Raw genomic sequence first — 26371 nt, forward strand, 5'->3', positions numbered from 1 at the left:
AGCTTGCAACGTCTTTTGCTACAACAAGTCATCCATTAAGGCCATAACTTTAATTGCCCCGTTGGATAAATTGGGTGGTGTAGTGTGCAGGAGTTGCTTTTCCAACACTCCCTTCAGCGAAATCAGCTTAAGACTGTTCTCAGCCAGAGTCTGAGCGATCGCATCGGCAGCAGGCAAGTACCCGATCGCGCCCAGATCTGCCAGAACGGCTCGACGGAGTTGCAAGTCATCGTTGTTAAGTGCTTGTATTAAGCGATCGCCATATTGACTAGCGACCTCAGGGTTCAGCGTTAGCTGGTACATCGCGCGTGCTGCCGCATACTGTATTCGAGGCACGTCGTGATTTAAAAAGGGCAGAATGTTGGAAACCGCATCGATTGCACCCAATGTTCCTAATGCTTCCAGGATGGCATCAAAGGGCTGGGCCAGTTGGGGTGGCTCTCGGGCGGGCAGGGTTCCAGGCACCTGATTGTTGAGTAGCTCGATCAAGCGGGGAATGCAGGCCACGTCTCCTAACATCTCTAAGGACTGCGCTGCTGCTTCTCGCACGTAAAAATCAGAACATTCCAGCGCTTGGATCAGCACAGGAACCGCTCGACGATCGCCTAACTTACCCAAGGCTCTCGCTGCATTGCGTCGGAGAGGATAGCCACCCACATCGGTGCGATCATCTTCATCGGACAAGGCTGTAATCAAAACATTAATGGCTTCTGGGGCATCGACTCGAAAGCGCCCTAACCACCAGGCAGCATACACCCGCAATCCCAGATCTTCACTCTGGAGGTTGGCGATCGCCTGTTCCACGGTCAGCGAACTATCGCTCTGTATGCTCAGCTTTTGTATGCTCGGCTCCCCATCCATACACACTAATCAGGAAAAGAAGAGTACCCGTTATCTGACTTAAAAAGTGCCCGGAGAAGCCTATAGCAACCAACCCTAAGCTGGCAGTTATATTCCTCTCCGGGCAAAACCCGTCAATGACTAGCTCAATGCGTTGATAGCATAATCAAGGTAGGAATTTGCTTCAACAGCAGGGTCACCACTCAAACCGTGATTTGCCTTGATGTACTTCAGCGCTTCCACATACCAACTGGGAGACAGGTCAAACGTGCGGTTGATTTCAGCGATACCACCAATCAGGTAGTCATCCAGAGGACCTGTGCCACCCACAACCAGGCAGTAAGTGACCATGCGGAGGTAGTAGCCGATGTCCCGCACGCACTTATCTTTACCCGTTTGGGTAGAGGCGTAGTTAGGACCCTGCATAGAGGTGGTGTAGGGGAACTTTTGATAAACAGCATTCGCTGCACCGCTTGCCAGGGTGGGTGCTTTCTCGCTCAGAGCTTTTGCAGCAGATAAGCCAGCCTGTGCCTGACGGAAACGACCAAAGGCAACCTGGATTTCAGTTGAGCTAAGGAAGCGGCCTTGGGAATCAGCAGCAGAAACTGCTTCGGTCAGAGGGGTCTTCATGGTCAGATTGTCTCCAAATAACCTTGTTTTGTAAAAGAGCGGATGGTGACTGAGCCACCAGGAGCTAATTGAAAAGCCTTAACGAGCCATTTTTAGCCGATTGCGGATGCAGCCTTATCGAAGTAGCTGCCCACCTCAGACAGGAGGCTAGAACAATCGCCTTTCGTGACACCATTGGGGTCGCCCGCGATCGCCAGCGCAGCATCCTTCATTTTCTGAACGCCAACTGCCACAGAAGCACCAGGGGTTCCCAAGGCCAGATAGGTTTCTCTCAAACCATTGAGGCAGCGATCGTCCAGGATGCTGGCGTCGCCCGCGAAGATGGCATAGGTAATGTAGCGCAAGATGATTTCCATATCACGCAAGCAGGCTGCCATACGACGGCTGGTGTAAGCATTTCCACCCGGCGCAATTAACCCAGGCTGCTCTGCAAACAGAGAACGAGCCGCATTCGCAACAATTGCAGATGAATTGCTGGTAATCCGGTTCACAACGTCTGTGCGCTTGTTGCCATCTGCGACCATAGCGCTGAGAGCATCGATCTGAGAAGTGCTCAGGTAATCACCCCGTGCATCCGCTTGGGAAACCACTTTTGCAAATGCGTCCAACATAAACTTCAATCTCCTAGTGTGTTAGTCGAGGATGGTTGAGATCACAACCAAATTGGGTTAAACCAAAAACATGATCCACATGGATAAACTGAACCAGGCAAAGCCAGTGAATCAAGATCGATGAAATGCTTCTTGAGACTGTCCTGTCGGAAGTCCAGAGAATTTACATCTCCTAAGTGGCTTGATCGCCTCACTCATGTAGATGACTTAGCAACCTGCATTTGTACATCTATAGCCGCTTGTTCGTTTTCCAACATCTCTGTTTATACTATGCCGTTGGATCGCTATTTATTACAAATTGCAAAGGCTTGTTTCGAGGTTGAAAACCCAGCCGATTTATCTTCGTGCAGGGCATTGATAGGATGAATCTGAACAACACCGCTCTTTGTCCCTCAAGCGCAACCTGCGATCGCGATCGCTACCCCTTGTGAAGGAGCAGGTTGCGTTCCAGGTCAAACAAGAAGCCATGAATATACTCTTCAGTCCACTCGGCACCATAAAAGCGGGTGAACATACCGCGAGCTGGATCTTTCTCAGCCCGATAGCGCAGATAGCGCAATTGGGCTTGCTCTATCGCACTCAATGATTGCGGATCGGTGATCGGTTCTGCCTGATCAACAAAGTCTAAATAGGCATGGAGATAGTCTTTAAAGGCAGCAAACACCTGGGTCTCCACCAGCTCAGTTTGCTGAGGACGAGTCCAGAGAAAGGCGGGGGAGAAAAAGGGGCGCGCTTCTTCAGGAAAATCTCCGCCCCAGGGCAAAGATGGCTGATAAGACTCAAAGAGGGGCAGAATCGGCTTCGTATATTTTTCCTGATACGTGGGGTCATCCCGAAACAGGGGTTGCATGTCCAGTGCAATCAGATGTCCCCCTGGCAGGGTCACGAGATCGGCACCAAAAAAGGGCAAGTCATAGTTCAGCTGAGGGAAAATGACAAAGTTTAGAACCTGGAGTGAGTTGCCTCCCTGCACATGGGCAGCGCGAATTTGCCGCAGTTTTGGGGCTTGATACCCATAGCTTGTCGTCAAGACCTCATCTTGATGTTTGCCCTTACCCACGATCGCTGCTTTTGACTCAAACCCCTCTGGAATGGGGTAGGGTTGCCAATCCAGGCGATCTTGCAGCAGGGCGATCGCGTAATCTAAAAAAGGTTGATATAAGGTCATGGGGACTCAAATTACGGTTTAGCGGCCGCCGCTAAGGGCACGGCATCTTCAAAGAGAAAGCCATACAAAAAGCGTTCCGACCATTCGTGTCCAAAATAGCTGCTGAATAAGCCTGAAGCCGGATCACGGTCAGCACTGTACTGGTCATACTCCTTTTGGGCCTTCACAATTCGCTGCATATCTTCTGGTTCATTCAGGGGCGCAGCCTCGTCCAGCATCTGCCAGTATAGATTTAAATAATCTTTGAATGCCTCAAAGACTCGCGTCCTCACGGTTTCAGGATCAGTTTTGGCGAATAATAAATACTTAGAGAAATATTGGTTCGCATCATAGAACTTCATTTCCAGATCTTGTGCCAGGTCTGGATACTGATCATGTAGCGCTTTCAAAGGATGGATGTATTTCTTCAGATATGCATCATCCTGAAATAAGGGCTGAAAATCCATCACGATCAAGTTTTTGACCTGCCCAAATGATAGAAAATCAACCCCAAGTAACGGTAAGTCGTAGCAATGATTGGGATAAATGACACTATTAAAAATCTGAGCACTCGCACCTGCATCAATGTAGGTGTAGCGGATTTTGCGCAGTTCAGGACATTGATAGCACCAGCTTCTGATTGTAGCGGGGCTTCTGCCACGATCGCTCGTTTGAGCTTCTAACCCTGCTGGAATCGGGCGGCTTTGTAAAGCAAATTGTGCCTGCAACGATTGTTCTAAATAGTCAAGGAAAGGTTGATACATTTGGATCAAACATTAACATGCGTCATCCCTCAAAATAGGTGCTTTTGGGGTACGCTGTCTCAAACGAGCGCCAGAAAGTAATGATCCTTAATGTGATGGCACACAACTCGACTGCATCTATAGCGTTTTAAGGTTTCAGCATAGGGGTACTGTCGGGCTGAGAGGCTCTAGCCAAGTTGTGTTGAATCATGGCAGCTAAATCTTGATCAGAAACAAAGCGCCGTTCTGAACAATAGGTCATCATATAGACCCCGTTAATGGCCCGCACGGTGCTGACGCGCACCCGGAAGTCATCAGTGATAAACCAACAGCGCTCCTGACCTTGATTTTGATCGTAATCAGTATCGATCGTCAAAATGCCGTCCTTACCAAACCAGTAGCGACTGACCACAGGAATCTTTTCGACGTAGCCTTGGTTGCGCAAAAGTTTACCTGATCGCCCCGTCTCATCATCGGGCACATCCACTAACACAGCCGCCCGCTCAGCATTGGGTGCCTGGTTATCTTGATGCTCTTGCCACATGAAGCTAGCTCCACCAACGGCGAACGCCGGATCAACACCCTGTGGTTCGCAAACCTGTTTGATCCGAGGATCGTCGGCTGCAACCACTTGCACATAAAGCTTTGATTCCCCTGACTGATCGGCGACCGCATCAAAATGATGCACAGTCCGTTGGGTAAACCAGATGCCTTCACTCTTGCGGAAAAAATCCATCATCGTCAGCGGTTGGACAAGTGGCATGGGAGTTCTCTCAAATCAATAAGGGCATGGCGACGCCATGCCCTTATTGATTTTAGACAGGTTATGGGGTCTGGGAAAAACTGTCTAACACAAAGCTAACAATGCCTCTCGTTGCTGGGGCGATAAATTGGCGAGCAAGGCTTTGGCTTTGCCAACATCACTCGTCTTGAGAATATGCAGTAAGGTTTCGACATCGCTCGATGCCCGCCGGACAGGCTCGGCAGTCGTTGTAAAGAATTCATCCACTTCAGGGTGGCGACAAACACCGTTAGCGCAGTTCAACCCAAGCTGTCGCCAATACATCGTTGGCACTGACTGTCCTCGTTGACCATAGTGTTCCTCGTTCAGAAATTTCGTTTCTAAAAAAGCTTCGGGCGATCGATACAAGCTGTAAGTACGCGGATACGGCACGGTAAAGCAACCAAAGGCTTTGCGATACTCTTCTGAATCCAGTATGGCTGTCACCAGTCCACCCACTCCTTGGGTGATCAAAATATTGTTGTAGACCTGCATTTCCTGATGATCCAGGATTGCTCGCCCCAGGAAATGCTTAAAACATACCTCCATAAACTTGACATTGGAGAGTTTGTAGTAAAACTGATTGAGATAGATGTCTGTGCAGGCAAAGTGTTTCAAAAAACGGCGCACGCCAATCTTGTCTTTGAGAAAGTCCTTTTCCAGCGGCGCAATGGTCTGCCGCTCTGATTCATAGGGTTGCCGCTCTAGAACTTGGCGGTAGAGCTGCGTCAATGCAAATTGACGTTCTTCTAGAGAAGACCGTCGGCTGACAGTTACCGATGTAAAGTCGTGCATAGAAAATTCCTCTAACCTTTAAGTTGCAGATGTGCCTCGGCTGAGGACATAAGCCGAGCGCGAATGTTTTGTCAAGAAAGTTTGGTGGGTCAAAGACCTCAAAGTTCAACCCTAATCAGCGTCCAGGGCTTAATGGCGCGTCAGATTTAATTTGACCAATCACTAACAATGGCTTCCTCAGTCTGGGAAAGAGGTGGTTTAACCTTATGGGGGGCAGTGTTAACCCAATTACGCTCTCTGTCTGAGAGTGCCCCTCGTTTTAGCTACGATCGCACCGTCAGTAAAATTCTTAACAAAGCAGTCTTTCGGTGGATCTTCTGTAATTTCAACCGGAAACCACTTAAAGAAACGGTATGATGCTCGTAAGCCTTACCGATAGGACTCATGGGCATAGCACTTCAGAGAACCCCACAAGATCTTTTGGCAGCGCTTCAAGCAGGTCTCACTCTGGAGCAAGAAGAGTTATACCAGTTCGACCTGAATGGGTTAGATCTGCGAAACGCGACGTTAAAGCAAGCTACCCTGATTCGAGCAAACCTCAGACAAGCCAATCTCAGTGCCGCCGATCTACGCGGTGCTGATCTACGCGGTGCTGATCTACGCGACGCTGTTTTGCAGGCTGCCAATTTACAGGGAGCCTGTTTATATCGAGTTGATTTGAGTGGAGCCGATTTGAGTGGGGCGAATCTAACTGAGACGCAGATGCAGTGGGCGCGGTATGATAGCCGGACTCTTTTTCCAGAGGGCTTTGCCTACAAATCATCTGGGGCGATCGGTCCCAGAGCCAACCTGAATGGGGCACCGCTAAATACGGCTAATCTGCGACACAGCGATTTACAAGAAGCAACTCTGCTAGGAGCCTATTTAGGGGGGGCAGATCTAACCGGAGCAAACTTGCAAGGAGCAAAGCTAGTCCAGGCGGACTTGCGGGGAGCGATGTTGACTGGAGCTTTTCTACGCAAGGCTCGTATGAATGGGGCAAATTTAGCCAGCGTCGATTTACGGGCAGCCGATCTCACCGACGTAGAATTTGAGCAGTTTGAAAGCATTGCTGGCGCAGATTTCTCGCAGGTTCAGGGACTCAGTGAAGCGATGCGATCGTGCCTACTCAGTCACCCCGACGATCAATTGGAAACGACTCATCCTCTTACTCTCAGAACGACCCTGGAAAGCTTGACCTGCTAGTTGTGCCCTCAATCTGCTCTGACTGTATGGCGAGAACGAGGAAGCTAACAAATGTTGTCTGGTTTCCAACCATTGCCAAAATGACTGGCATGCCTTCGTTTAGGACTTAGTTGCTGTCCAATCTTTTTTCAATAATGCCAGAAACGTGGCAATTCCTTTAGAAAAGCCTTCAGGATCAGGCAGCACATATTGTGGAAACTCTTCGTAGTGAGACCAGGGCTCTGACTCATCATGCCGTAAGTGCAGGACTCGATCGTCTCCCTCTAATTTCCAGAGCATTTGACCACCCGTTGGAATGTCTACCATAGGTTCCTCCTGTTATCTAACCAAAAGTGCCAGTCTAAAGCTATATCTCTGCTAATTTTGCCAGTCTAGATATTAAATTCTGTAAACGATGCTACGTTAGTTCTAGACAATTTTGCCAAACTGCTATAGAGCGTAGATAAAATATAGCTTTTCCAAAGTCAGGTAACCATAACCTGAAGGGGTACCTTTTTGGCAGAGGGTAAAATCAGGGTGAAGATGTGTGCAATGTTACGAGATTAAATCTTCCATTGCTGCTCTCACCACTCGATGATCGGCATCTTGTCTGAGTTGGGCTAAGGCTTCTTTTGCTTCAGGAACGGCAAAGTGCTTCAAGGCGTAGGAGACTCTGACTCGGATATAGTCTGCCCCCGCATTTTTTAGCTCCAAAAGTTGGGCTAGCGCAGCCACAGACTGACGAGAATTGACTAACGCCCCCAGACCATCAACCGATGCTTCCTGTACAGCCGCATCCTTGCCTGCCAGTCCTAAGCTACAAACTTCCAGAACTTCTTCAGGACAGTCCATTTCAACTAAAGCCGCCAAGATGCTTCGGCGGACCAACCAGTGGTCGTCTCTAAAGAAGGTTTGCACCAGATGAGAAGCGGAGACTCTCCCAAACAGCGACAGGGAGTTAGCGGCTTCTGCACGCACATTGGGGGTATCGTCAAGCCGCATAATCTGGAGGAGGGCGGCAAAGGACTCAGAGGTTTTTTGCCTGCCTAATTCTCTAGCCACAAAGGTTCGCACCAGAAATTCTGAGTCCTGGATGTGCTGAGTGAGGATTGGCACTGCAACATCGGGCGGGTAATCTTTAAGAGCAGCGATCGCCTTGAGGCGGTATTGAAAGTCCGGATTTTGCCGATCAGTTTCAATTTGGCTGAGATCCATGAGGCAAAGCGTGAACGTCACCCTCTACTTTAACGCTTAAGGCAATCCCCTCATTCACACTCTAACTCCTGATTATGCTGCTTGAGAGCGATTAAAAGCGGCTTTGGCCTCAGTTACAGAAAGCAATGTCCAGCCTGTCGATAATAGTTTTTGAGAGGTTGCAAATCCTTTAGATGCACCAGCAATAGGGTAGTCTGGAACAGCTAGATGTGGAAATTGGGTATAGGGCTTCCAGGGTTGAAGGAGCCCTAGTCGAAGATGTAAAATCAACTCACCACCGCCAAATCTGGAAAGCCAACACATTTGTCCAACCATTTGAAATGCTCCCATTCGCTACAGAGTACGCCATTCAGCAATTCAACCATCAAGATTTTCAATTCCAATTTCTGGAACCGTTCAAGCCTGCTTTGTTGCTGAATCGTCTAACTACAGTGATATTGAAAAGATGTGTGGGCTGACTCCATCAGTTGGCTGATTCCACTAGTTGGCTGATTCCACCAAAAGTGATAATTTTCTCAAAGAAGAAAATTCTTAAGGTAAGACAGTCTGTAAATTGAACGAGTTACAACGGTACAATCTCTAACTCTCATATTTCTACAATGACCCAGCCACAGATTAGCGAAAAAGTTCGAGAATTGATTCAAAAAGCCAGGATTGTTAGTTTTGCCACCTGGCATCATACTCATCCCACAGGAGCAATTCAGCGCTTTCAGGCGGCAGATGATGAGGGACGGTATCTCACAGATGAGGATGTGAAGCAAATTCAACAGCTTGCACCTACGACAATCGCTCTCGCCTCCTTGGCGCAGCAGTTGCGCGATCGCGTGAGTGAAATTGTCGATGAAGCGAGAGATCAGGTATTGCAGACCTTTCCCACCATTACTCAACCCGGTGGTGGGCTTTACCCAGCCGAACGGGCAAATGCCTGCTGGCGAGATTTCTGGCATTTTTTGCGCTGCATCACCTATGGCATCGCTGGACAGCATGTAGACTACACCAGCCCCGAAGGGTTGCATTATATGCAATTGCTCTATCAAGAATTGCAGGTGCCCCTGGATGCGATGGTGGTGGGCTTGGAAGGCATCAAAACAGCTAGCTTAAAACGAGTAGAACCCGATCAGCAAGCGATTTTATCTCCCTATTTTGATCATCTGATTGAGCGATTAAAACAGTTTTGCTAGCCGTAGGAATGACGCAAAACTCGGAGGCTTTAACCAAACATGAAGCACAAACTCAATGTAGTGGCTTAAACCTCCGAGTTTTTGATCAAAGCGCGTAAGCCCTACAAACGCTTCAGCGATCGGTTGGCGGTCTCGACTATGTGCAAACTAGACTATCTGCTTCTAATGCCTTAGCGCGCTGACTCAGGTCACATAGTCAAACAGCATAGTGGTCATATAGCGATCAGTCCACTCTGCACCAAAGGATTTCTCCAAAACCCGCCGGGTTTTATCATTTTGCTGTTGTTTAGTGCAGTAATACTGTTGCCCTGCGATCGTACTAGCGACTTCCAGTTCGGAGGCTAAGGGGACTTCTGTGCTAGCGATTTGGCAGTGGAGCATCAGAAACTCGCGCACGCGTTGAAGAAAGGCTGCTTCCTCAGCCGCTCCAACGGGGCGGACAAACAAGCAAAATTCGGAAAATATATCTGCCCATTCTGGCAAGACGCGAGGCTGGGAAAATTGTAGCTCAGGTAGTGCTGAAAGAACTTGATGGTAATGGGCTGGCAGCGATCGATCTGCATTGACGGGAGATAGATCCGCGATCGCGGCACTGATCCCACTTCGCCCACCGACTAGATCAGCGCCAAAAATAGGAAGGGCATATTCGGGATTGGGAAACATGACACAATGGAGAATATCTAAGCCATTCCCCATTTGAGCCAATTCCAAGTGCAATTTGCGAAATTGTGGCGTTTGGTAACAGCGATTTTCAATGGTTAATCGTTCGCCTTCCAGGCTACCTTCAATGTAGCCTAAATCATTTGGCATCGGGTATGGAGACAAATCCAGATGTTGCCGCCAGGCCTCTTCTACGCAATCTGCCAGTTGACGGATCAAGGAGTGCTGGTAATTTCTTAATGACCCTTGCATAAACGTTAGACTAATGTCTTTGTTGAATCTGTAATAAACGCCTTAGCATGAAGCCTGTACAAAAACTGTGCAGCGTTCAACTTGCCCAGGCACAAAACGCACTGTAAGCGGTTCAGCACTCGACTTGCCAGTTTGCTCGCTGGTGGAGTTCGCCAGCACCTCTAAAGATGATACAGGTAATTGTTGCTAGTGAGAGTCACTGCGAAAAATCTGACACAGTGCAAAGCATTTAATTTTAATCAGATTTAAACAGATTTGTTAAAACTTCAAGTTAATTAAACTAGTATTTTAAATCTTAATAAGCCATTAAGCATACTGGAAGCCGATTAGATTACTCCAATTAGCTTACGATTTACAACTCGGCAACAGGATATGCACCATTTCAGCCACATGAAATGGCTGAAATGGTGCAATTGAACTTACGTTAAGCTCATAGCCGTTACGCTTGCACTACACAGAAGGTGTACCACCATCTGATAGTAAGGCATCACGCAGGAAGACGAATTGCTGCTCAAAGCCAATGGGTTTCAACACAGATACCAACGATTGAACCGCCGATGATGGCTGGTAGTCAGACGGAGCTTGAATAATTTCAGAACGCTCCATTCCTTGAGCTAGTTGATACCAGAAGGCTAGCTTGGTGTTGTTGGTAAGAGCTTGATATTCACGAGCAGTTCCTGTGTCGGTTCCTTTCAGAATGTCACGCATCAACTGAAGTTGTTCATCCTGAGAGAGTCCTTTCGCTTTACCGAATAACTCGTCAGGGCTATCAGGTGCCGTTCCATCTGGCTCTTTCATGCCCGATTCGCTACAGATAAAGCCGTAAACGTACCACAAAACAGCAAGTTGGTCGTCTACAGATAGTTGCTTGAAAGTTTCTGCATGTTTTGCAGATTGGCTTGTGTATGCAGTCATAAATTATTCCAAATTCATCAATCAATTTGCTGTTAGACCATTCAAAGGAATCGCTCTAACTTCACCAAAGTTAACAATCATACTCAGGTTGTTAACCCTACTAAGGGTAGAGAGTTGAAACGATTTAAAGCTCTACAAAGCCTTTAACCCAAGCCTTTAGAAGGATGTAATGCTGATTTATAAAAAGGATTTTGCGATTGTGACGGATGCTCAATTATCCTCTGCAAAACGGGGTTAAAAGAGGTGCAGTTAGAGACCAAGAGGTGAAGGGGAAATGGTAGTCTAGGGGATGCAAGCCACACTTTTATGACAATTCACTACAGCCGTGAGTAAACAGGTTCAGGGGCGGATGCTACTCTCTCATAATTTTGATGTTTTACCAGACACCATTCCAGCTTTGAGTCGTCAAGAGTTTGCGGCTGTGTTTCAGGTGGGTCTAAGTGAGCAAGACCACTTGCAATGCAGAATGATCAATCATCCGCATTGGATAGTCGAGATCCAGTTTCCGCCGAACCAGTTTTTACCGTCACAGGTTGGAGCGCTGTGTGCAAAAGCTTTGGCAGAGAAGCGACGATCGCAGCAATTAAGCGCCGCCTTCCCAGAAATTTTGGTGTTAGGGGGTATTAAAACTACGCCTCCCACCACCAACTCACCCGAGGCCCTGCAACCAGGAGAGTGGGGAGTCGATGTGGTGGAAACTCGCTCCAGGGAAGCTTTTTTGCAAGGGATAGGCTGGGATGCCACTATTGCCCAGAAGCCCATTGAAAGTGTCTTCAAAATTGAATGGCAGGAAGACTGACGATGCCCTCCAATCCAGAACTGAATCAACAACTAATCCGGGCGATCATCAAGGGGGATGCGGCAGCGGTGGAGAGCCTGTTAGCCCAAGGTGCAGAGTCCAATACCGCTGGAGGGGTTACTGCCGTCGGCGCGAGTAATACGGCACTGATGTGGGCTGCTACAGAAGGCTACCTTGAGATCGTGGAACAACTTCTGGCGAAAGGTGCCGATGTCGATACGAAAAATGCCGGAGGCTATACCGCTTTGATGTTTGCGGCAGAGGGCGATCGGCGTGAAATTGTTTCTCTACTGTTGGATCATGGTGCAGCGATCGGCGATCGCAATTCCTACGAAGAAACCGTGTTGATGGTACTGGCACGTCATGGTCAGACTGATCTCGTCCAACGCCTTGCGAAACTGGGTGCTGAGGTCAATACTGTCAATAAAATTGGCAACACTGGCCTCTATTTAGCCGTAGAGCGAGATCAGGTTTACGCCGTCAAAGCGCTGATTGATTTGGGGGCTGAAATCAATACCGCCAACATCGGTGGTTGGACTCCTCTGATGATGGCAGCAGCTCAGGGCAATCTGGAAATCATCAGCCTGCTGCTGGAGCATGGCGCAGATTTTCGTTCGGTCAATCGCTGGGGTGCCACTGCTCTGAGTGAAGCCCGCAAATCGTTTCGATCGGCGCAGGCATCTGAGCTGTTAATCCGAGCCGGAGCCATTGAATAAGATGAATGTTGATCGTTTGGCTCAGTTAGAATCCTGGCTACGTTCGGGCGCGATCGACCAGCGCAAAAAGGCGATCGATGAGTTGGCTGGCTTCCCTTCTGACATCGCAGTGCCGCTTTTGCAACGCTTCTCGACTGACCCCGATTTCCTCTGTCGTCGTTTTGCCGTCATGGGGCTGGGCAACCATCGCACCGAGGCATCATTCCAGGCGCTTAGAACTCTGTTAGAGAACGAGCAGGATGATAATGTTCTGGCAGAGATTGCCAATGCCTTGTTTGATTTTGGCGATGCGTCCATCCCCTTGCTACAACAGCTATTTGAGCGCAATCGTCACTGGCTGACCCGGCAAACTATTTTATCGATCTTAATGGAGTCCGACCAGGACGACGTTTTGCTGGCAGTGATCCGGGAAGCCTTACTCGACGAGACCCAAACGGTTAAAGAAACGGCCATTCTGGCGCTGGGTCAGTTGCTTAAAGGACCTCTCCAGCAGGAGGCGCTTGATCTATTGGAATCCTTAGCCGAGGCTGATTTCTGGCGCGATCGCTGGCGAGCCGCCACAGCCCTGACCCTGGCGACTGATCCTAGAGCCAAGCCAATGCTGGCGAAATTGCAACAAGACGAGAATCATTACGTGGTTGCGGCGGCTTTAGACAGCGCGTTGCGGTGATGGGATAACAAGCCAGAGAGCGATCGCACATCAATTTGTCCTTTAATCTTAGGACCTACGCATTCCCCCCTCTTTTCTTGTATGCCCAAAGGGCTTTAAGCCCCCAATTCTTGGGGACTTGGAGTGCTTGCTTCCCCTTTCTTGTATGCCCGCTAGGGCTATAAATTGAGGACTGGAGGGCCAGTTTTGCGAGACTTTGCGTAAGTCCTACAATCTGTAACAGTAGATCGCCAACCTGAAAACCCATCTCCAGACGACAACTGGATGCCTGAGGAGTTTATGCTCCAGTAGTGTTCTATACGAGCTGACTGTATCAAGCTTTATAAATCTTGATAATTATGGTTGCAGGCTTATAGGAAGATTGATCATAACAAAGCGTATGAAACGCTTGAGAGGTCTGAACCGCTTAGAAATTAGCCTTTTCCTAAACGATCGCAGGAGTTTTTCTGACGATAGATTTAATCTGGTATCTAAGCGAGTTGGCTGAGAAATCTGAAATTTCTTTTTGCTTTGAAACAATTTTCTTAATCTTTGTCGTTAGCCAGGAGATTCCATTCATGCCATTTGGACCAGCTTCACGCTTAGGGGTCAGCCTCTTTGATGAAACCCCTCCCGTCGAGTGGGTGCCCGGTCGCTCACAAGAAGAAGCCGAGACGATTATTCTGGCAGTCTATCGTCAGGTGTTAGGTAATGCTTACGTAATGGAAAGCGAGCGGCTCGCGGTGCCCGAATCCCAATTTAAGCGGGGTGAGTTGAGTGTTCGTGAGTTTGTCCGGGCAGTGGCAAAGTCTGACCTCTATCAGTCTCGTTTCTTTACCAGTTGTGCGCGTTACCGGGCGATCGAACTCAATTTTCGGCATTTGCTGGGTCGTCCACCCCTGGATCTGGAAGAGATGCGGCTGCACAGCACGATTCTCGATACTCAGGGCTTTGAAGCAGAAATCGATTCCTACCTCGACAGTGACGAGTATCAAACCACGTTTGGCGAAAACTTTGTCCCTTACATTCGGGGCTACAAGAGCGATGCGTGTCAGAGCATGGTGCAATTTACCCACACGTTTCAATTGGTGCGTGGAGCCAGCAGCAGCAGCCTGAAGGGTGACTTGTCTGGCAAGAGTCCCAAGCTCAATGCGCTGGTGATTCAAAGCACTCCCACTCCGGTGATTTCGCCTGCCAGTAGCGGTGCCTTGTTCTCTGCGCCGTCTAATGATCCTCAGACGCGCTTGGGTGTGGGTGCCAGTGCCGATGGCAAAGTGTATCGGATTGAGGTTACAGGCTATCGCTCTAACGCAGTCAACCGGGTCTCTAAGTTCCGCCGCAGCAACAAGGTGTTTCTGGTGCCCTACGAGCAACTTTCCCAGGAGTATCAGCGGATTCACCAGCAGGGTGGCGTGATTGCCAGTATTACGCTTGTATAGCCTCAGCTCAAGATTACAGGACTTTAGGAGATAGGTTTCAATGGGTAGTATCGTCATCAATGCCACTCCGGTGGAACTCTGGCCGACCAGCGATCTAGAGGAAATTCAGACCGTCATCCGAACCGTTTATAAGCAAGTGCTGGGCAATCCCTATGTGATGGAAAGTGAGCGGTTGGTCACCGCTGAGTCCCAGTTGAGCGATCGCTCCATCACCGTGCGAGAATTCGTGCGTGCCGTAGCGAAATCTGATTTCTACCGTGCCCGTTACTTTGAATCCTGCGCTCCCTACCGCTTTGTGGAACTCAACTTTCTACATTTGCTCGGTCGGGCACCTCAGGATCAAAAGGAAGTATCCGAGCACATTGTTCGCACGACGACCGAAGGCTACGATGCTGAAATCGATTCCTATATCGACAGCAGTGAGTACCAGTCGGCGTTTGGTGAGAATATTGTGCCCTACACGCGTGGCGGCAGCAGCGAGGCAAACGCGAAGCAAGTAGGGTATAACCGCATTTTTGCGATCGATCGCGGCCCCTCTCAGATTGACAGCTCGGTGAAAGCATCGCAATTGGTATATGACATTGCCACCAACAGCGCCAATGCTATCAAACCGTCTTCAGCAACCGTGACGGGTTCTGGTACTGAAAAGCGGTTCAAAATTCTGGTGGCAGGGTCAAAATTTGACTGCCCTAGACGAGTGAGTGCCACTGAATACATTGTTTCAGCGAGCAAGATGACTCCTCAAATCCAGCGGATTAACCGTACTTCTGGCAAAATCGTCAGCATCACCGAGATTTAATCGTTTTAGCAAGTGGGCAATGCCCACTTGCTCCATTTCGATAAAGCACAGAGGATGTCGAGAAGTATCTAATGTTGCGCTGTAGTTCGCTTAGACTACATCATGGCAACGCTGATATTTAAGCCATCCTCATTAACTACAAACCTTATTTTAGGAGTCATTAGTATGGCACTTTGGATTGAAGCTGAGTCGGTTGAATTACGCCCCAATGCAACGGAAGAGAATCTGCAAACCGTTATTCGGGCGGTTTATCGGCAAGTCTTGGGTAATGCACACGTCATGGACAACCAGCGGCTCACCAGCGCTGAGTCTCAGTTACGGAATGGTGATATTACCGTCAGAGAATTTGTCCGCGCAGTGGCGCAGTCTGATCTGTACCGTTCTTTGTTTTTTGAGACATCTTCTCCCTACCGTTTTGTTGAATTGAATTTTAAGCATTTGCTGGGTCGTGCGCCACAGGATCAAACTGAAATCTCGGAGCATGTGCAAACGTATAACAACCAGGGCTATGAAGCCGAGATTGATGCCTACATTTCCAGCGATGAATACATTCTGAATTTTGGTGAGCATGTTGTGCCTTCTGCACGTGGAAATCGCACTCAAGCTGGCATCAAAAATGTTGGATTCAACCGTACTTTTGCCTTAATGCGGGGCTTTGCAGCGAATGATGTGGGCAAAGCAGCAAAACTAATTAGCGATATTGGCGGTAATTTGCCGACCAAAATTGTTGCTCCAGCGAGCGGCTCTGGCGCTTCCAGCAATCGGGAGAAGCGGTTCCGTGTTGCGGTTTCCAAAGCCAGCTATGGTCCGCGTGTGACCCGAAGCGCCACGACCTTTGAAGTTGGCTACAATCAGCTTTCCCAAAAAATTCAAAATATTCAGAAGACGGGCGGCAAGATTTTGAGTATTACTGAGGTAGCTTAGAGAAGGGCGATCGCAGTTGAGCGATTGGGTCTAGTAAGGATACAGGCAAAACCAACCCCTAGCTTTGTCTGACTGCTTTCTAGTGATCTCAGGTATCGACTATGGCGACTACTGAATATGACGATCGCATCTTGTTGATTGAGGTCAGTGGCTTACGTCAACAGGGTACGATGCCAACGAGTCATTACACCTTTAAGGTTCCCTATCGCTCACTTGCTCGCACCCTTCAATTCATTAGCCGCAAGGGTGGAAAGGTTATTCGGATTCAGGCTCCGTCTTTATTGCTACCAACTCCGGCAAGTTGGAACCATGCTACATCACTAGCTAATCCAGGAGTGGTTGAAGCGATCGCCGCACACCCCTCCTCTACTTTTGACCCTGACCCTGTTTTAGCCCTCGAAAACGCACCGACAGCTAGTGAAACAACTCAGCCGACTGTTGTAGCAGAAGCTGTGGCAGAAGCGGACACATTAACTTCATTACAGCCGTCTGAACCCAGGCTTTTAGAGCCGCTCAACGTGCCAAAACTGATCAGATCATTTCTGAAAAAGCTGAATCATACCTGGGTAAAGTCTGAGTAGAAACGCACCCATGAGCCAGCACCACTGTTCTGGCAGTTACTTTAAGACTGACGAATACAGTTTCTCTTCTATTGCTATAGTGGAGCATCGCATTCAAGGTGATTTGTATGGCAAGTGCAATGATTGCTTCTGGCACCATTGACCTCAGTGATTACAATAGTCGTCTGGTAACCATTGAAGTGAGGGGTGGTCACCAGGAGATGCTACGGAAGGGATTGTATACAGTAACGATTCCTTACAGATGCCTCTCTCAAACAATGCAACGGATTCATCGGTTTGGTGGAAAGGTTACGAATGTAGCCATCCCTCATTATTCCGGTGAAGCGTTGTCTGCTCAACCGCAGGCAAAACCTGCGTCGAATGCTCGGCAGACCCCAAAATCGGCGGACGAGACGCAAAAGAAACAATCACAACGAAAAGCAAAACGTTGATGAACATTACGGAGTTTGTTGCGAGTTCGATTGGGCATTGGCGATCGCAGCGCAGCGCTCACCATTTGGCATTTGGTCATTTTGAAGCCGTTCAGTCCGAGATCGACATTGTGGCTCTCTCGGTGGATGATCCGGCAGTGTTAGATCTATGCAAAACCTACAGCATTGATCCACAGGCTGCCATTTCACCCTTCCGTATGAGTTGGGAAGGTCAGTCGGATTGGGAAGATAGTGAGCTTGTCAAAGGAACGTGCGTTTTGGTGCCTGTTCCCGATCCGAGCCAGCCTCAGCGTGGCAAACTCCTGCGCGATCAAGGGTACGCTGAAGAAATCGCGGCGGTGGGTGACTACACCCTCACCGAAGACGGCACGTTTGTGCTTGTTACGGCGTACGATCGCGCCGCTGCTGAAGAAAAAATCTGGTTTGTTAACCCCAATGTTCGCTGTAGGGTCTCTCTGATTAAAACCAGTGCTGGTACGGGAGTGGTTACGGCTTCGTTCTCTTCAGAGATTCGCCAAGAAATTAAACATTAAAGCTTAAAAATTCGCGCTCATTAACGTCTTAATTTTTGGTTTTAATTTTTCATCGCCTTTATACCCATGTCATCGACTCCACTGTCTTTCTCTCAAGCGACATCCAATGATTTAATGACCCTGGCACGCTGGATGGCGGGGGACTTTAGTAATGCTAAGCAGGCGTTTGAAAATGCCAAGGATTACGCCCACATCCATGTTTTTTTTCGTCCCTTACCCTATGCATTCTTTTCTGGTATTGGACTCTATTCAGAGCAGGTTTATGACTACGATTTGTGGAGTCCTTATCGGCAAGGAGTGCACCGCTTAGTCGAACAGGATGATCAGATTTATATTGAAAACTACAGCTTAAAAAAACCAATGCTCTATGCCGGATCGGCGCGTGATTTAAATATTCTCAAAACCATCACGCCTGCCTGCATTGAACGTCGCTACCACTGCTCGATGATTTTTAAGCGAGAGGGCGATCGCTTTCAAGGCAATGTTGAGCCTGGAAACCTTTGCTTGATTGAAAAACATGGTTGCCAAACGTATCTGGATAGCTATGTTGAAATCAGTGAAACTACCTGGGTCAGCTTGGATAAGGGCTTAGATATCAATACACATCAGCAAGTTTGGGGGTCTACCTTTGGACCTTTGCGGTTTGAAAAACAGGAGAGCTTTGCCCATGAAGTCCCCACTATTGACTGATCTCTCCCTGCCCTATCTAGCACCCATTGAAACTAAAATGCTGCCCCCAGAAGCGCAGAAAAAAATGCAGTGCTGGATTCGCAGCCGCCATTTAGTTTGCTCAGGCAATTTCTTTGTGTTTGAAACGGTGGACTATAGTGCGGTTGATCGGTTTTGTGAGTGCGTTGAAACGTTGGGTGGCAGCGTCATTTCCGTTGATCCGGTTGACAAAATCTGGATGGGCGATCACCGACAAGTGATTTTGTATCGTGCCAGAGCCAGTTTGCATACACCCTGTCATGCCTTGAAACAATATTGGCTGAAATATGGCGGTTTTCGCTCTCGCTTTGATCCTCAAGATTAGATAGACGGCATAAGCGATGCGATCGCCCAACCTAAGGATCGCTCGATTGAAGATGAATTTGGTCACGTCGGGTTTCATTACTTTTTTATGGAGCTATAGCATGGAAATAACAATGGATGTAGGTGTAATGGTCACACTCGTTTATGGCATCCTTGCGATCGTGGGCGGCATTCTAGGCTATGTTCAGGCACAGAGTAAGGTTTCTCTGTTTGCTGGCTGCGGCTGTGGCATTCTGTTGCTGGTCAGTGCCTTGTTACAATTTCAAGGACAACCCTGGGGGCTGGTAGCTGCCACAGTTGTCACGCTGATCTTGCTAGTGGCGTTTGTGATGCGATGGATCAAAACGCGCAAGTTTATGCCTGCTGGTTTGATGCTGCTTTTGGGAATTCCATCACTAGGCATCATGATTAGTCAGTTGGTTGGCGTTTAATCAGTCAGCACTTGACCGAATCCGCCTGACAATTTGGCTGATTGAAACGGTAGTCCCTGTTAGATTCAGATTTTTACAACTTACCAGCTATTTCCATTTGTATTCGCCACACCCGATACTCTACACCCGGTACCCGTCTCTACAAGACGGTGGCTTACCGGATTGAAAACCGCTATAAACGCGATTGGTGCGTTAAGGAGATGACTCATATGGTCAGTACGTTTATTAATCCATTGCTTAATCCAGATGCGAGCCTTGGAGTAGGCACATTCAATGACACTGCACCCATCTGTCTATGGGAGAACCACTCTGACGCAGAGGTTGATGTGGTTATTCGAGCAGCCTATCGCCAAATTCTGGGCAATGCTCATGTGATGGAAAGTGAACGCTTGATCGTCTCAGAATCTCAGCTCAGACAGGGAGACATCAGTGTGCGGGGGTTTGTGCGTCAGGTGGCCCAGTCGGCTCTCTACCGCGCGCTTTTTTTTGAAGCTTGTTCACGATCGCGATCGATCGAGCTTAACTTCAAGCACCTACTCGGTCGTGCGCCTGAAAGTCATGAAGAAGTGGCTCAACATGGTCAGTGGCTCGATCAGGGCGGGTTTGAGGCGGAAATCGATTCTTATATTGATAGTGATGAATATCAGGCAGCTTTTGGTGAGCATACCGTGCCCTACTACCGGGGATACAAAACTCAGACGGGTAAGAAAATGGTCGGCTTTACCCACATGTTTCAACTTTTGCGCGGTTCTGTCAGTAGCGACAAAGATCTGACCCACCAGAATCGCTCCCGGTTGAATGCATCCCTCATGACTAACCGCCCTAGCGCGATCGCGCCTGTTGAAGGCGCACCATCCTCGTGGCAATACCCGGCTGCTGGCACTGATGTAAGCGCCATCCTGGCAGCAGTCTTCAAGCCCAAGCATCCAGCCAGCCAAACCCAAGCTTGGGCTACCGCACCTAATTACGCTGCTGAAGCAGCCTTGAGACAGACCATTCAAGAGCAAGCCCAAGTGATTGACCGTTTGCAACAACAATTGACGACGTTGCGTCCCTTTGCTGCGATCGGATCTGCCTATCTCAAAAGCGATTGGCAGTCCACAGTAGCTTCTCCTCCTGAAAAGATAGCGGCTCAGTTACAACAACAGGCAGACGCACAGACGACTCAAATAGCGGCGTTGCAAGCACAGATCGCCAATGCCCAACCCTATGCAGCGATTGGGGAAGCCCGCTTGAATAAATGGCGTAGTCGGACTTTCAACAGCTAACACCCTTACAGAATGCAAGGGTTAATTGGTGAGGCAATGACGCGCGTCATCAGAGCACTCCAGCATTGAAATCGGACTCTATCATCGTCCGATTTCAATGCTGGAGATGTGTTTATCTTGAGGCTGTCATGAGGGCGAACCCAGTGAATCTGATACCGATTTAAAGAATGACGGCTACAGATCAATCGGTGGGTAGGGGCAAGGCATTGCCTTGCCCCTACAGGATGTGTCGCATTTTCAATTCAAATTGGTATGAGTTAGAAGGAGGTAGCGTCAACTTTTGGAAGACAACAGCAGGAACCGTGCGCTCAATTTCTGCCCTTACGTCAGGATCCTGCCCCAAGGCTGTTGTCCATGCCGTCACAGCTTCAATTGCTCCCTCCGTTGACCACGGATCTGTACCAGAAGAAGCAGGGGCAGTTGGATCACCCGTAGGAGGTTCAAAATTAAAAGGGACGGGTGATCCATTTCCAGACTCAATTTCCATTCGCTGTTGCTGTAAAGCCTCCCGCTTCGTCTGCCGTCGCTGCAAAATCGACCACACGCGCTCCCAATGTAATACGTTCAAGTTGTAAAGCCTCAATTTTTCCCCTTCATAGCCAGGATGGGAGCGTGACCATCTCATCGTTAACTTAATACCTAACTGGGACAATAGCTGATGAATGATCTGCGTGTCACTGATGGCATTAGTAATCCTGTAATGCAAAGCGACTTTAATTTGCTGAGCCAGTTCCCTAGCACGATCGGCATAAGGTTTCAGCTCATACTTGCACCATTGCCATCCAGCCTGAATCTTGGCAAGCAGTTCATCTAAACCAATTTTGGAGCGGAGCCAGCGCCGGAGTTCTGAGCCGGAAAGGTCCCAAGGACAGTAGCCCTGGTTCCAAGTTGCCTGTTTTTCTAGTGCCCTCGCGGTGCGATCAACGGCCACCCCCGGAAACAGTTGCACTTCCAGATTCAGCAACTCCCCGCGTCGCCTGCCCTCGGTATCCCACAGCACATCTTCCAGGGTGAGGCTGTCCAGGCAATAGAACTCTTTGAAGTAAAATTTGGCGACTGCTAACGATTCTTCCCGTCCTAACCCCTCTTTCTGCTCTAGCAGAAGGAGTTCGCTATACATTAAATCCTCTGCGTTTAAAATTGCCTGTGCATCCACTTCCTGCTGTTCCTGTCTGGCAATCAGCAGCAAACTTCGCATTGCAGGGTTACTGTCTCGGTCTTCGACGGTCACTGGATTCCCTTCAAACCGAAGCCGCACCAGAAGTGCATTGCGCAAATTGTGCATCGCAAAGTTTTGTTCGGCAGCAATGCGGCAAAATAGGCTCAGATGAGGATCACTCTGCCAGTCATAGCGGCTGATTTCTCCGGTAACATCTTCCTTTAAACCGGAGCGAATGAGTTGAATTGTGGCGGTTGCTCGTTGCTGAAGGTGATCTTTTAGCTCTAAAGCATTTGTGGAACGACTTACCTTTGAGAAGTTATTGCCCCGCTGGGCACACCAGACAACGCGATTCACAGGTGCTCGAACCCTGCCCAAGGCTTGTGCCATGTCAGCATCCGTGCTGGAAGTTCCTGTAAAGATGCCATAGATCTTTTGAATCGTGCCTTGAGATTCAATACTAACTCCAGTTGCCACTGAGGGAGAACAGATAATAATGTCGTACTCGCTTCGCTGTAGCACTGCATCAGGCGTTTGAATAAACTCTCGTTCGCATTCTCCCCCGCTGGTTTCGGAGTTGATTAGTAGCACTCGCTTGTCAGGAGCTTCCTTCGCCAAGAGTCGGGCGATCGCCTTACTCGTGCCCTTGCTATCCGTCGCGACAAATAAGACGTTCCCAACAATCAGGTCTTGAACGTCTGCCAGCAGTTCTCCAGTAATGACGGTTCGATCGGGGGATTGAATAAACCGTACTGGGTAACCTGCGGACTGATAGCCATTGCGGATCAGGAAGATGGCTGTATCATCGCCTCTCAGCTCTTTCAAATAGTGCAAGGTCGCATTATCCAGATCTGCGTCAGCGACAATGACGCGACGGGCCAGCCGGATCAGTTCCCGTAGTCGAGATAAAAGGGCTGGACGTTTGCCATCACGGGCACAGGTGGAGCTGGTCAACAGATGTCGGAGCACCTGAACGACTTCATCAAGGATCAGGTCACAGTCACTAAACTTGCTAGGATCAACGCTCAGCAAAGAGTCTACACACAGCCCGATCCGCAGGGTGTAACCAGCTCCATTAATAAACGCTCCGTTGACCTTATCAAGGTCTCCTTTGTAATCCAGTCCCAATCGAGCCGATAGGTTACGCATTAAAGCAATGCGATGTCCTCCGGCAATCGCCTTCTCAGCATCCTTCACCAATGCCTGAATGTGTTTCGTTTTTCCAGTCCCTTTCGCACTCTCGATCGCGATAATGCCTCTCTCTGGTACGCTCTCAAGCACTAAGCTAGAAAGATCTGCCGTCACTACCTTGACGGCAGCAGGATAGGTCAGCCGATTCTCTAACCGTTGCCAAATCATCCAGTGTTGCAGAGGAAGCGCCTGGGCATAAGCAGTTTCCCAAGCCGCAGCGCCACCCTGGACAATTAAATCATCGACTCCTTTCCCCTGTTCCGCTTTCCAAGTTGTGACGCTGGTCGGACAACTCGCCTGATGCAGCAAGCCTCCAAACCGGTACAGAGCAACCGATACTCGCCGTTTGGTGGCTGCCTTTTCATCCTGGTCAAACGCCAAGACAAACCGCCGACTATTCTTGGCAAAGCGGGCTGCATCCTGGCTGAGCCGACGAGTCCCATCTAATCGTTTTTGATAGCCCCCGTTTACTCCATAGAATGCGAGGGGAACAAAGCCTTGACTGAGTAGAGCAAGAGCTTTTTTGCCGCCTTCAGTTGGCACCATTGGAATTTCTGGATGGGCTTCTAACCAATCCCAAAAAGAGCCGAACAGAGGGACTTCTACGCTGTAGCGATCGCTGATTAATGACCTAATTTCAGATGGGATAGCAGGTAAATAAGCGCGAGATCCATTTCCTACAGGGGTTTCGTATTTCTGAATTTTGCCTTTCTTGGCATCTTGCCGGGGGTGACTCAGCTTTGCCTGCCAGCAAAAACCATCTTCGTTAACCAGCAAGATGGCATACAGATTGATACGTGCCTGATAGCCAAAGCGAGTCACATTCCAATTCAAAGCCTCATGAATGGGATAAGTAACGTCACCGCCAGGGAGGACTTCAGTATCGCTAACGACGTGAGTAGCCGTCTGATAGAGAGACCGAGCGATCGCACTCCCTTGCATAAACTCTCGCTCGATCTGTTGAGAGAATTCTATTTGAGAAGTATTTTGCCTGCTAACTTGTGTGGCGCTAGTCCCTAGCCTGAAAGATCTCGTTGAAATCGGCTCCCTAGAAGAAGTAAACACATTAGTCTCCCTAAATTCACACGCAAAAGGGAGAAATATCCATGCAGCAGCTAAAGATGTTTGCAGATAGGTTGCAACATCTACATAAACACCTCTAAAATTGAGCAAGATAAAGCAGACTATGCCCACAAAAGCATAATCGCCACTACATGGCTTTCCCCTGTAGTCAATTACTGGACTCTTAACTTGTTGCTTGGTCGGCGGATAAGTTAGAGTCCATAGCTATTTTCAGTTTTGATGCTTTTGCTCTCCACAACCGACTGTGATTGAGAGCTTTTTTTTACCTGTCTTTCCTCCTCTCACGGCTGTGAGTCAACAAATAGCCAACAGATCAAACAGATAGTGCAACCGCAGATCTGAAGGGTAAATCAAAAGATTTGGATAGAAACCTTTCGATCGAATAAGTGAGTACGGATGCCTAAGCAACTAAAAGTCTGCGCTTCTGCTCTTAATAGACCTAGAACAAAAGAACTAATTTGATCCGACTGAGACCTATTAAACACCGAAAAATACAAACCAAAACATACTCAAACTATGACTGGCTAAGGATTACGCCAGAGTTACAGGTGGTTTATACGCGAGAGTTACAGGTCAAAACTATACGCCGGAGTTATAGGCTAGCTGTGAATGATACGCGGGAGTTACAGGTCAAAACTATACGTGGGAGTTACAGGTTTCCAATTTCAAATTGAGAGAAATTAAGCGCAAAAATTAGTGTCTTTTAGATCGATACGTGGGAGTTACAGGTCAAAACTATACGCCGGAGTTATAGGCAAATTGTGGAACTGTACGCGGGAGTTACAGGTCAAAACTATACGTGGGAGTTACAGGTCAGTCAGTCAAAATCATACGCGAGAGTTACAGGCACTCTCATTCTTTAAACCTACAAATAGTGTTTTGAGATCGCTTTTTTGAGTAAAACGCTAAATGTGAGTCGTGGGCAAATCGTAGAAGAAAGTGCTTTAAAGTAAGATCGCTGCTAAGATCTGCTCACGTTGAGGGTTAGAGTATTGTGAGTAAAAGTGATGAGTTAGCCTTTCCGATTGACGGGCAGCTTCTAATGGTGTTGCCTAGAGCGGGCGCTTCGATTCACAACCCAGATGTGAAACTTCCAATTCTGCGCTCTGACCCCGATGGCTACTACTTAGAGATGCGAGTTGAGTCCGATGCTGCTGACCCGACTGAAGTAGCTGTAACTCGTCGAATGCCGCTAGAAGATCTTTCGACTGACGAGTGGGAAGAATTAAAAGCGCAATATGCCAAGTTAGATTTTAGCGATTGTGCTGATCAGGGAATTAGTAAGGGACTTGAAAAAATTCAAGACCGGAAAATTCAGCGCCTGTTTATGGCATTGTTGACGTTCTTAAATCCCCGACAAGTCTCGATCGTTCTCTACCTCTACAAACAAGCTGCCCGTCAAAGAACTGGGGCAACCGTTTCCTTTCGCTCCAATGACTTACTTGAAAGCCTTGGATACACTCGCACTAAGGATGGAGGGTTTGCATCCAAGCTACGATCGCAACTCAATCGCGATCTGGTTGCCCTACACCGAACGGAGCTAGTGTTTGCTCAGTCCCTTCGTAAGGGTAATAATGTTGGTGCCAAAGTCACGATCAAAAGCATTTTACGGATTAAGGATTTTGAAATTGATAATGTTCCACGAGATTTTGATCTCGCTAAAGCAGCGGATTATACCTACGAATTAGCCGATGCTTACACCATCTCTCTGGAGTTTTTTGATGGGCCCAGCCGTACCGGAGATTATGTATTATTGGCAAATGACATTGATATTACTCAAAAACTGGGCAGTAATACAAAAAATGATTATAAGACTAAGTTACTGATTTACCTTGCAAGTCGGATGAAGTGGGATACGCCTCAAGATGGGCAATATTTAGTGATCTCAAAGCAGTATTTATTTAAGAACCTTGACCTATTGGGAAGTAATTCCTCACGTAACAATCAAATCTTTTGGCGGACTGTTGATGAACTTAATCAAGAAGGTTATTTGTTAGGAGCGCAGGAATTACCCGGTAAGAAAAAAGCGGCTAACATTCAGTTTCAAATTAATCCTGAAAAGCTACGCTCCCATCAATAAGCTTAGGTCTTATCGGCGGCTCTCAAGCCGTTGTTTTTCACGCCACCATTGCTTGGGAGTTTCTTCTAATGGTAAAGCGACAAGATAGCGAGAAACAAGCCGTTGATCATCCATTCTCGTTGTGGCAAAGTGAAATTCCTCCGATCGCGACAAGACAGCATAGTCGTCTATGGTAGAGCCTTAGTGGTGCGCTAAACGCAAAGAGGCGGGTTGGGTGATGCCCATTGGCTCAGAATCTTCTCAATGCTTTTCATGCGGTTGCCCTGATATAACCAGTTATTACAATCCTGGCTTTTTGAGCTTGATTCTAGCTTTTTGAGCT

General features: G+C 48.4%; 29 protein-coding genes. 16 read left to right on the forward strand and 13 right to left on the reverse strand.

All coding sequences use genetic code 11. From position 1 onward, the window contains the following. Nucleotides 1-18: 18 nt before the first annotated feature. The 7 genes from cpcE to AC5JLP_RS01605 form a co-directional block, all read right to left on the reverse strand. Nucleotides 19-861, reverse strand: coding sequence for a C-phycocyanin alpha-cysteine-84 phycocyanobilin lyase subunit CpcE (cpcE, locus tag AC5JLP_RS01575; RefSeq protein WP_496066136.1), 843 nt, complete (start codon nucleotides 859-861; stop codon nucleotides 19-21). Between the two features lie 120 nt (nucleotides 862-981). Next, nucleotides 982-1470: a C-phycocyanin subunit alpha gene (cpcA, locus tag AC5JLP_RS01580; protein WP_496066137.1), complete on the reverse strand. Its 489-nt coding sequence runs from the start codon at nucleotides 1468-1470 to the stop codon at nucleotides 982-984. 92 nt (nucleotides 1471-1562) lie between these two features. Continuing rightward, on the reverse strand, nucleotides 1563-2081 hold the full coding sequence (gene cpcB / locus AC5JLP_RS01585) for a C-phycocyanin subunit beta (protein ID WP_496066138.1): 519 nt from the start codon (nucleotides 2079-2081) through the stop codon (nucleotides 1563-1565). A 418-nt stretch (nucleotides 2082-2499) separates the two neighbouring features. Continuing rightward, entirely contained in the window at nucleotides 2500-3249 is a 750-nt protein-coding gene (locus AC5JLP_RS01590; protein ID WP_496066139.1) for a phycoerythrobilin:ferredoxin oxidoreductase, read from the reverse strand. A gap of 11 nt (nucleotides 3250-3260) precedes the next feature. Beyond that, nucleotides 3261-3992, reverse strand: coding sequence for a 15,16-dihydrobiliverdin:ferredoxin oxidoreductase (locus tag AC5JLP_RS01595; RefSeq protein WP_496066140.1), 732 nt, complete (start codon nucleotides 3990-3992; stop codon nucleotides 3261-3263). Nucleotides 3993-4119: 127 nt separating this feature from the next. Then, on the reverse strand, nucleotides 4120-4734 hold the full coding sequence (locus AC5JLP_RS01600; RefSeq protein ID WP_496066141.1) for a phycobiliprotein lyase: 615 nt from the start codon (nucleotides 4732-4734) through the stop codon (nucleotides 4120-4122). Between the two features lie 84 nt (nucleotides 4735-4818). Next, the gene (locus AC5JLP_RS01605; RefSeq protein WP_496066142.1) at nucleotides 4819-5547 is read right to left on the reverse strand and encodes a phycobilisome rod-core linker polypeptide; all 729 of its coding nucleotides are present in this window, start codon (nucleotides 5545-5547) and stop codon (nucleotides 4819-4821) included. Nucleotides 5548-5931: 384 nt separating this feature from the next. Between AC5JLP_RS01605 and AC5JLP_RS01610 the strand changes: the two genes are divergently transcribed. Further along, the gene (locus AC5JLP_RS01610; RefSeq protein WP_496066143.1) at nucleotides 5932-6732 is read left to right on the forward strand and encodes a pentapeptide repeat-containing protein; all 801 of its coding nucleotides are present in this window, start codon (nucleotides 5932-5934) and stop codon (nucleotides 6730-6732) included. Between the two features lie 99 nt (nucleotides 6733-6831). On the opposite strand, the gene AC5JLP_RS01615 is transcribed toward AC5JLP_RS01610, so the two are convergent. The 3 genes from AC5JLP_RS01615 to AC5JLP_RS01625 form a co-directional block, all read right to left on the reverse strand. Next, nucleotides 6832-7038, reverse strand: a complete 207-nt coding sequence (locus AC5JLP_RS01615; protein ID WP_496066144.1) for a hypothetical protein — start codon at nucleotides 7036-7038, stop codon at nucleotides 6832-6834. A 228-nt stretch (nucleotides 7039-7266) separates the two neighbouring features. Continuing rightward, nucleotides 7267-7926 (reverse strand): HEAT repeat domain-containing protein, encoded by a 660-nt coding sequence (locus tag AC5JLP_RS01620; RefSeq protein ID WP_496066145.1) that lies wholly within the window; start codon nucleotides 7924-7926, stop codon nucleotides 7267-7269. A gap of 72 nt (nucleotides 7927-7998) precedes the next feature. After that, nucleotides 7999-8241 (reverse strand): hypothetical protein, encoded by a 243-nt coding sequence (locus tag AC5JLP_RS01625; RefSeq protein WP_496066146.1) that lies wholly within the window; start codon nucleotides 8239-8241, stop codon nucleotides 7999-8001. Between the two features lie 284 nt (nucleotides 8242-8525). Here AC5JLP_RS01625 and AC5JLP_RS01630 point away from each other — a divergent pair, with 284 nt between their 5' ends. After that, nucleotides 8526-9107 (forward strand): phycobilisome protein, encoded by a 582-nt coding sequence (locus tag AC5JLP_RS01630; protein WP_496066147.1) that lies wholly within the window; start codon nucleotides 8526-8528, stop codon nucleotides 9105-9107. Between the two features lie 183 nt (nucleotides 9108-9290). Here AC5JLP_RS01630 and AC5JLP_RS01635 read toward each other — a convergent pair whose 3' ends face one another. Next, nucleotides 9291-10019, reverse strand: coding sequence for a phycocyanobilin:ferredoxin oxidoreductase (locus AC5JLP_RS01635; protein ID WP_496066148.1), 729 nt, complete (start codon nucleotides 10017-10019; stop codon nucleotides 9291-9293). 450 nt (nucleotides 10020-10469) lie between these two features. Beyond that, nucleotides 10470-10934, reverse strand: coding sequence for an orange carotenoid protein N-terminal domain-containing protein (locus AC5JLP_RS01640; RefSeq protein WP_496066149.1), 465 nt, complete (start codon nucleotides 10932-10934; stop codon nucleotides 10470-10472). 325 nt (nucleotides 10935-11259) lie between these two features. Between AC5JLP_RS01640 and AC5JLP_RS01645 the strand changes: the two genes are divergently transcribed. From AC5JLP_RS01645 to AC5JLP_RS01705, 13 genes are all read left to right on the forward strand, one after another. Continuing rightward, on the forward strand, nucleotides 11260-11733 hold the full coding sequence (locus AC5JLP_RS01645) for a DUF2656 domain-containing protein (RefSeq protein WP_496066150.1): 474 nt from the start codon (nucleotides 11260-11262) through the stop codon (nucleotides 11731-11733). Between the two features lie 2 nt (nucleotides 11734-11735). Further along, nucleotides 11736-12449, forward strand: a complete 714-nt coding sequence (locus AC5JLP_RS01650; RefSeq protein ID WP_496066151.1) for an ankyrin repeat domain-containing protein — start codon at nucleotides 11736-11738, stop codon at nucleotides 12447-12449. 1 nt (nucleotide 12450) lies between these two features. Beyond that, nucleotides 12451-13119: a HEAT repeat domain-containing protein gene (locus tag AC5JLP_RS01655; protein WP_496066152.1), complete on the forward strand. Its 669-nt coding sequence runs from the start codon at nucleotides 12451-12453 to the stop codon at nucleotides 13117-13119. A 557-nt stretch (nucleotides 13120-13676) separates the two neighbouring features. Next, complete coding sequence (locus tag AC5JLP_RS01660; RefSeq protein WP_496066153.1) at nucleotides 13677-14537, forward strand: phycobilisome rod-core linker polypeptide; 861 nt, start codon at nucleotides 13677-13679, stop codon at nucleotides 14535-14537. A 40-nt stretch (nucleotides 14538-14577) separates the two neighbouring features. Next, nucleotides 14578-15336: a phycobilisome rod-core linker polypeptide gene (locus AC5JLP_RS01665; RefSeq protein ID WP_496066154.1), complete on the forward strand. Its 759-nt coding sequence runs from the start codon at nucleotides 14578-14580 to the stop codon at nucleotides 15334-15336. Between the two features lie 165 nt (nucleotides 15337-15501). Continuing rightward, entirely contained in the window at nucleotides 15502-16260 is a 759-nt protein-coding gene (locus AC5JLP_RS01670) for a phycobilisome rod-core linker polypeptide (protein ID WP_496066155.1), read from the forward strand. A 101-nt stretch (nucleotides 16261-16361) separates the two neighbouring features. Next, nucleotides 16362-16841 (forward strand): rod-capping linker protein CpcD domain-containing protein, encoded by a 480-nt coding sequence (locus AC5JLP_RS01675; protein WP_496066156.1) that lies wholly within the window; start codon nucleotides 16362-16364, stop codon nucleotides 16839-16841. 107 nt (nucleotides 16842-16948) lie between these two features. Further along, entirely contained in the window at nucleotides 16949-17272 is a 324-nt protein-coding gene (locus AC5JLP_RS01680; RefSeq protein WP_496066157.1) for a rod-capping linker protein CpcD domain-containing protein, read from the forward strand. After that, nucleotides 17272-17805: a phycobiliprotein lyase gene (locus AC5JLP_RS01685; RefSeq protein ID WP_496066158.1), complete on the forward strand. Its 534-nt coding sequence runs from the start codon at nucleotides 17272-17274 to the stop codon at nucleotides 17803-17805. The genes AC5JLP_RS01680 and AC5JLP_RS01685 overlap by 1 nt, the downstream gene beginning before the upstream one ends. A 66-nt stretch (nucleotides 17806-17871) precedes the next feature. Continuing rightward, a complete protein-coding gene (locus AC5JLP_RS01690; protein WP_496066159.1) occupies nucleotides 17872-18495 on the forward strand; it encodes a chromophore lyase CpcT/CpeT in 624 nt (207 codons plus the stop codon). Continuing rightward, nucleotides 18473-18838, forward strand: coding sequence for a CpeR family transcriptional regulator (locus tag AC5JLP_RS01695; RefSeq protein ID WP_496066160.1), 366 nt, complete (start codon nucleotides 18473-18475; stop codon nucleotides 18836-18838). Before AC5JLP_RS01690 ends, AC5JLP_RS01695 begins: the two co-directional genes overlap by 23 nt. A gap of 100 nt (nucleotides 18839-18938) precedes the next feature. After that, entirely contained in the window at nucleotides 18939-19268 is a 330-nt protein-coding gene (locus AC5JLP_RS01700) for a TMEM14 family protein (protein WP_496066161.1), read from the forward strand. 209 nt (nucleotides 19269-19477) lie between these two features. Beyond that, the gene (locus tag AC5JLP_RS01705; protein ID WP_496066162.1) at nucleotides 19478-20536 is read left to right on the forward strand and encodes a phycobilisome rod-core linker polypeptide; all 1059 of its coding nucleotides are present in this window, start codon (nucleotides 19478-19480) and stop codon (nucleotides 20534-20536) included. A gap of 217 nt (nucleotides 20537-20753) precedes the next feature. Here AC5JLP_RS01705 and AC5JLP_RS01710 read toward each other — a convergent pair whose 3' ends face one another. Further along, on the reverse strand, nucleotides 20754-23828 hold the full coding sequence (locus tag AC5JLP_RS01710) for a plasmid replication protein, CyRepA1 family (RefSeq protein ID WP_496066163.1): 3075 nt from the start codon (nucleotides 23826-23828) through the stop codon (nucleotides 20754-20756). Between the two features lie 1135 nt (nucleotides 23829-24963). Between AC5JLP_RS01710 and AC5JLP_RS01715 the strand changes: the two genes are divergently transcribed. Further along, nucleotides 24964-26049: a hypothetical protein gene (locus AC5JLP_RS01715; protein ID WP_496066164.1), complete on the forward strand. Its 1086-nt coding sequence runs from the start codon at nucleotides 24964-24966 to the stop codon at nucleotides 26047-26049. The last annotated feature ends 322 nt before the right edge of the window (nucleotides 26050-26371 follow it).

Source organism: Stenomitos rutilans (assembly GCF_059505485.1).